Origin of the sequence: Kitasatospora sp. NPDC059160 (assembly GCF_042755465.1) — a bacterium.
Classification (GTDB): Bacteria; Actinomycetota; Actinomycetes; order Streptomycetales; family Streptomycetaceae; genus Kitasatospora.
This window is the reverse complement of the sequence record NZ_JBHZCN010000107.1, coordinates 25,636-31,099: the sequence shown is the minus strand read 5'-3', so window position 1 is coordinate 31,099 and position 5,464 is coordinate 25,636. Positions and strand designations below refer to the sequence as shown.

3 protein-coding genes are annotated in these 5,464 nt (G+C 71.0%); 2 read left to right on the top strand and 1 reads right to left on the bottom strand.

The features are described 5' to 3' along the window. Window positions 1-44 precede the first annotated feature (44 nt). Window positions 45-2,747 (bottom strand): DNA polymerase I, encoded by a 2,703-nt coding sequence (gene polA, locus ACFXOZ_RS34085; protein WP_380527044.1) that lies wholly within the window; start codon window positions 2,745-2,747, stop codon window positions 45-47. A 234-nt stretch (window positions 2,748-2,981) separates the two neighbouring features. On the opposite strand from polA, the gene ACFXOZ_RS34080 reads away from it, so the two are divergent. Together ACFXOZ_RS34080 and ACFXOZ_RS34075 are read left to right on the top strand one after the other, a co-directional pair. Beyond that, window positions 2,982-3,476 (top strand): PaaI family thioesterase, encoded by a 495-nt coding sequence (locus tag ACFXOZ_RS34080; protein WP_380593765.1) that lies wholly within the window; start codon window positions 2,982-2,984, stop codon window positions 3,474-3,476. A 621-nt stretch (window positions 3,477-4,097) separates the two neighbouring features. Beyond that, window positions 4,098-5,339 carry an ABC transporter substrate-binding protein gene (locus tag ACFXOZ_RS34075; protein ID WP_380407947.1) on the top strand — a complete coding sequence of 414 codons (1,242 nt, stop codon included), beginning with the start codon at window positions 4,098-4,100 and terminating at the stop codon, window positions 5,337-5,339. Window positions 5,340-5,464 lie beyond the last annotated feature (125 nt).

The window sequence follows — 5,464 nt, the reverse complement described above, 5'->3', positions numbered from 1 at the left end:
CCCACCGTGTCCGGGCCCGCCGCCGACGACCGCAGCGCAGCGCGTCAGTGCGCGGCGGCCTCCCAGTCGGCGCCGACACCGACGGAGACGTCGAGCGGGGCGCGCAGCGGGTAGGCGCCGGCCATCTGCTCGCGGACGACGGCCTCGACCGACTCGCGCTCGCCCGGGGCGAGTTCCAGCACGATTTCGTCGTGCACCTGGAGCAGCATCCGGGACGTCAGCCCGGCGGCGCGCAGGGCCTCGTCGACCCGCAGCATGGCGATCTTGACGATGTCGGCGGCCGAGCCCTGGATCGGGGCGTTGAGTGCCATCCGCTCGGCCATCTCGCGGCGCTGGCGGTTGTCGCTGTTGAGGTCCGGCAGGTAGCGGCGACGGCCGAGGAGGGTCTCGGTGTAGCCCGTCGCCCGCGCCTCCTCGACGACCCGGTGCAGGTAGTCGCGCACGCCGCCGAAGCGCTCGAAGTAGGTGTCCATCAGGCCCTGGGCCTCGGCGGGCTTGATGTTGAGCTGCTGCGAGAGCCCGTACGCGGAGAGCCCGTACGCGAGGCCGTAGGACATCGCCTTGATCTTGCGCCGCATCTCGGCGTCGACCGCCGCGCCCGGGACCTCGAAGACCTGGGAGGCGACGGTGGTGTGGAGGTCCTCGCCGGAGGCGAAGGCCTCGATCAGGGCCTCGTCCTCGGAGAGGTGGGCCATGATCCGCAGTTCGATCTGCGAGTAGTCGGCGGTGAGCAGCGACTCGTAGCCGGCCCCGACGACGAAGGCGCGGCGGATGGCGCGCCCCTCCTCGGTGCGGACCGGGATGTTCTGCAGGTTCGGGTCCTGCGAGGAGAGCCGGCCGGTGGCGGCGACCATCTGGTTGAAGGTGGTGTGGATCCGGCCCTGCGGGGAGACGGTCTTGAGCAGGCCCTCGACGGTGGTGCGCAGCTTGGCCTGGTCGCGGTGGCGCAGCAGGATGACCGGCAGTTCGTTGTCGGTCTGGGTGGCGAGCCAGGTGAGCGCGTCGGCGTCGGTGGTGTAGCCGGTCTTGATCTTCTTGGTCTTGGGGAGGGCGAGTTCGCCGAACAGGATCTCCTGCAGCTGCTTGGGCGAGCCGAGGTTGAACTCGCGCCCGGCGGCGGCGTGGGCCTCCTCGACGCAGCGCTGGATCTCGGCCGCGAACTGGGCTTCGAGCCGGGTGAGCCAGTCGCGGTCGGCGGCGATGCCGTGGCGCTCCATCCGGGCGAGGAGGGCGGCGATGGGCAGTTCCATGTCGTGCAGCAGCCCGGCGGCGCCGACCTCGGCGAGGCGGGTGTCGAAGAGCGCGGCGAGGTCGAGCACGGCGCGGGCCTGGAGCATGAGCGCCTGGGCGCGCGCGGCCTCGGCGTCGACGCCGTCGTCCTCGGGTGCGTCGAAGGCGAGTTGGCCGCTCTCGGCGGCGGGGGCGGCCGGGGTGAGCGAGCGGGCCAGGTACTCCTCGGCGAGCACCTCCAGGGTGAAGGTGCGGCGGCCGGGCTTCTCCAGGTAGGCGGCGAGCGCGGTGTCGGCGACGACCCCGGCGATCGTCCAGCCGCGTTCGGCGAAGGCCCGCATGACCTGCTTGGCGATGTGCAGGGCCTTGGGGGCGGCCGGGTCGGCGAGCCAGTCGGCGAAGGCCCGCTCGTCCTCCTCGGCGAGCTGCGCCGGGTCGAACCAGGCGGCGGAATCCCCGACGGCGAGGGCGACTTCGGTGACCTCGCCGGTGCCGAGGGCCCACTGGTAGACGGCGGCCAGCGCCACCGGCGCCTTGTCGTCGGAGGCGTGCTCGCGCAGCCAGGCGGCGAGCGTGCCCGGGTCGGTGAGGAGTTCGCCGTCGACCTCGACGCCGGGGGCGAGTTCGGCCTCGGCGGCCTCGGCGGCGCCGGCCGGGTCGATCCCGAACACCCGGTCGCGGAAGTTGGCGTTGCGGAACTCGAGCGACTCCATCAGGGTGCCGACGGCGTCCCGGTCGAAGGACTGCCGGGCCAGGTCGGGGACGCCCAGCGGGAGTTCGACGTCGCGGACCAGCTCGGTGAGCACCCGGTTGCGCTTGACCGAGTCGAGGTGGTCGCGCAGCTTCTCGCCGATCTTGCCCTTCACCTCGTCGGCGCGGGCGACGAGTTCGTCGAAGGAGCCGAACTGGTTGACCCACTTGGCGGCGGTCTTCTCGCCGACGCCGGGGATGCCCGGCAGGTTGTCGGACGGGTCGCCGCGCAGGGCGGCGAGGTCGGGGTACTGGCGCGGGGTGACGCCGTACTTCTCGGTGACCTTCTCCGGGGTGAAGCGGGTGAGCTCGGAGACGCCCTTGGTCGGGTAGAGCACGGTGACGTGGTCGGTGACGAGTTGGAGGGAGTCGCGGTCGCCGGTGACGATGTCGACGTCGTAGCCGGCCGCTTCGGCGGCGGTGGCGAGGGTGGCGATGATGTCGTCGGCCTCGAAGCCCTCGACCGTCATCCGGGGGACGTGCATGGCGTCGAGGAGTTCGCCGATCAGGCCGATCTGGCTCTTGAACTCGTCCGGCGTCTTGGCCCGGTTGGCCTTGTAGTCGGGGAACTCGGCGGAGCGGAAGGTCTGCCGGGAGAGGTCGAAGGCGACGGCGAGGTGGGTGGGCCGTTCGTCCCGGACGGTGTTGGCGAGCATCGAGGCGAAGCCGTAGACCGCGTTGGTGGGCTGTCCGGTGGAGGTGTTGAAGTTCTCCACGGGCAGGGCGTAGAAGGCCCGGTAGGCCATCGAGTGCCCGTCGAGCAGCATCAGCCGGGGTCGCGGGCCGGCCCCGCCGCCACCCGTCGCGCCCTTGTCCGTACTCTGCGTAGCCACGTCAACGTCCGTTCCTGCCGATTCCACTACCGGTCCCCGATCCTATGGCCCGGCACCGACAAAAGGGGCGCCGCGCCGGTCGCTCCTGGCCCGGTACCAGTGAGTAGGACGGTCGTACGATCACAGGCAGCACGACGACGTCACCCCAGAGCGGCAGGAGTTCCCCCGATGACCGACGCGGCCCCCGACACCGCCCCCGGCACCGCCACCGACGGCGCCCCGGCCCCCGTCCTGAACGTCCCGCAGGACGTGCTGGACCACTTCGCCAAGCTCGGGGTGAACCCGGAGACCTTCTCCGGCGGCCACCTCGGCGAGAAGCTCGGCATCCGGATCGTCGAGGCCTCCGGCGACCGGGTCGTCGGCACCATGCCGGTGGAGGGCAACCAGCAGCCGTACGGGCTGCTGCACGGCGGCGCCTCGGCGGCGCTGGCGGAGACCCTCGGCTCGATCGGCGCGATGCTGCACGCCGGCCCGGGCCGGTACGCGGTGGGCGTGGACCTCAACGCCACCCACCACCGCTCGGCCACCTCCGGCCTGGTCACCGGCGTGGCGACGGCGGTGTTCAAGGGCCGCACCGCCGCGACGTACGAGATCGCGATCACCGACGACACCGGCAAGCGGATCACCAGCTGCCGGCTGACCTGCATGCTGCGCGACCTGTAACGGGCCCCCGGGAAGCGCGACGGCCTCCCCGGAGGGGACAACGGGCCTCCGGGCAGCAGCAGTTCACCACCTAGGACATCAAGTCTCTTTCCCGCCCCCTTGTTTGACCTTCCGCCACCCTGGGCAGGCGTTGGTCTGAACGAGGGGGCGCCGGCATGTCCGGACGCGCTCGGCGCGCCCCCCAAACCCGTAACGCTGCGTAACAGGTGGGAAATCCCAGCAGGTGACAGTTCCGCGGCCCCCGCGACGCGGAACCTCTTCGCCGCACCCCCGTCGTCCGAAATGCGGACGTGCACGGTCGAATGCAGTACACCGGACACCCCTGTCCGATTATCGACGCTGCCAGCTGCAACCCCCATTTCCGGCCCTTACATCCCTCCACCAGCGCGTAAACGCCCAGCAGTTCAGGATCGGTCGAACCGGAACGACCACATGCTGAGACAAATGCTCCGTGTGCTCATAACAAGAGAATCACAGCCTGCCCACAGCACTGCCCGAGCCGCCCAAGGGCATCTAGAGTCACGGCCAGTCACCGCGCCATCCGGAATGGGCCCGGCCCTCCGCGCATCCCGGCTCCCGCCACTCAGGCGCGGGCGCCTCCTGAACCGAATGGGGACCCTCGTGCGTCATCGTTCCGCAATTGTCGTGAGCATTGCCGTGATCGGCGCCCTCAGCCTCACCGCCTGCGGCTCCCGCGGCGGGAAGTCCGGCGACACCGCCGGCGGCAAGGACAGCGGCTCCACCACCGTCGTCATCGGCGTCGACGCCCCGCTCACCGGCGACCTCTCCGCCCTCGGCCTCGGCATCCGCAACTCCGTCGACCTCGCCGTCAAGAACGCCAACGCGACCAACGAGGTCCCCGGCGTCAAGTTCGAGGTCAAGGCCCTCGACGACACCGCCAAGCCCGCCCCCGGCCAGCAGAACGCCACCCAGCTCGTCGGCGACCCCAAGGTCCTCGGCGTCGTCGGCCCGCTCAACTCCAGCGTGGCCCAGTCCATGCAGCAGATCTTCGACGACGCGAGCCTCACCGAGATCTCCCCCGCCAACACCGGCGTCGCCCTCAGCCAGGGCGAGAAGTGGGCCAGCGGCGACAAGAAGCGCCCCTTCAAGTCCTACTTCCGCACCGCCACCACCGACGCCGTCCAGGGCCCCTTCGCCGCCCAGTTCCTCTACAACGACGCCAAGAAGACCAAGGTCTTCCTGATCGACGACCAGAAGACCTACGGCGCCGGCCTCGCCTCCACCTTCAAGGGCGAGTTCACCAAGCTCGGCGGCACCCTGGCCGGCGAGGAGCACGTCAACCCCGACGACCGCGACTTCTCCGCCATCGTCACCAAGGTCAAGGCCTCCGGCGCCGACGCCGTCTACTACGGCGGCGAGTACCCCGCCGCCGGCCCGCTCTCCCTCCAGCTCAAGGACGCCGGCGTCGCCATCCCCCTGATGGGCGGCGACGGCATCCAGAGCGGCGACTTCATCAAGCTCAACCCCAAGAGCCAGGGCGACTTCGCCACCGCCGTCGGCCTGCCCGTCGAGTCCCTCGACACCGCCAAGAAGTACATCGCCGACTACAAGGCCGCCGGCTACAAGGACGCCTACGAGACCTACGGCGGCTACTCCTACGACAGCGCCTGGGCCATCATCCAGGCCGTCAAGTCCGTCGTGACCAGCAACAACGGCAAGCTCCCCACCGGCGACGGCCTGCGCAAGACCGTCCGCGACGCCGTCCAGAAGGTCTCCTTCGACGGCGTCACCGGCAAGGTCTCGTTCGACGAGTTCGGCGACACCACCAACAAGCAGCTCACCGTCTACACCGTCAAGGACGGCAAGTGGGCCGTGGAGAAGTCCGGCACCTTCAACGGCTGACACACCGGCCGGCCCCACCGAACCACCAGCGCGGGGGGGGGCCCCCCGGGGCCCCCCCCCCCCCCCCCACCCCCCCCCCCCCCCCCCCCCCCCCCCCCACAACCGCCGGCGCGCCCGGCGAGCCA

Excerpts from the sequence above, each read along its gene's own strand:
- polA (WP_380527044.1), bottom strand. The coding sequence starts at position 2,747 with ATGCTGCTCGACGGGCACTCGATGGCCTACCGGGCCTTCTACGCCCTG.
- ACFXOZ_RS34080 (WP_380593765.1), top strand. The coding sequence starts at position 2,982 with ATGACCGACGCGGCCCCCGACACCGCCCCCGGCACCGCCACCGACGGC.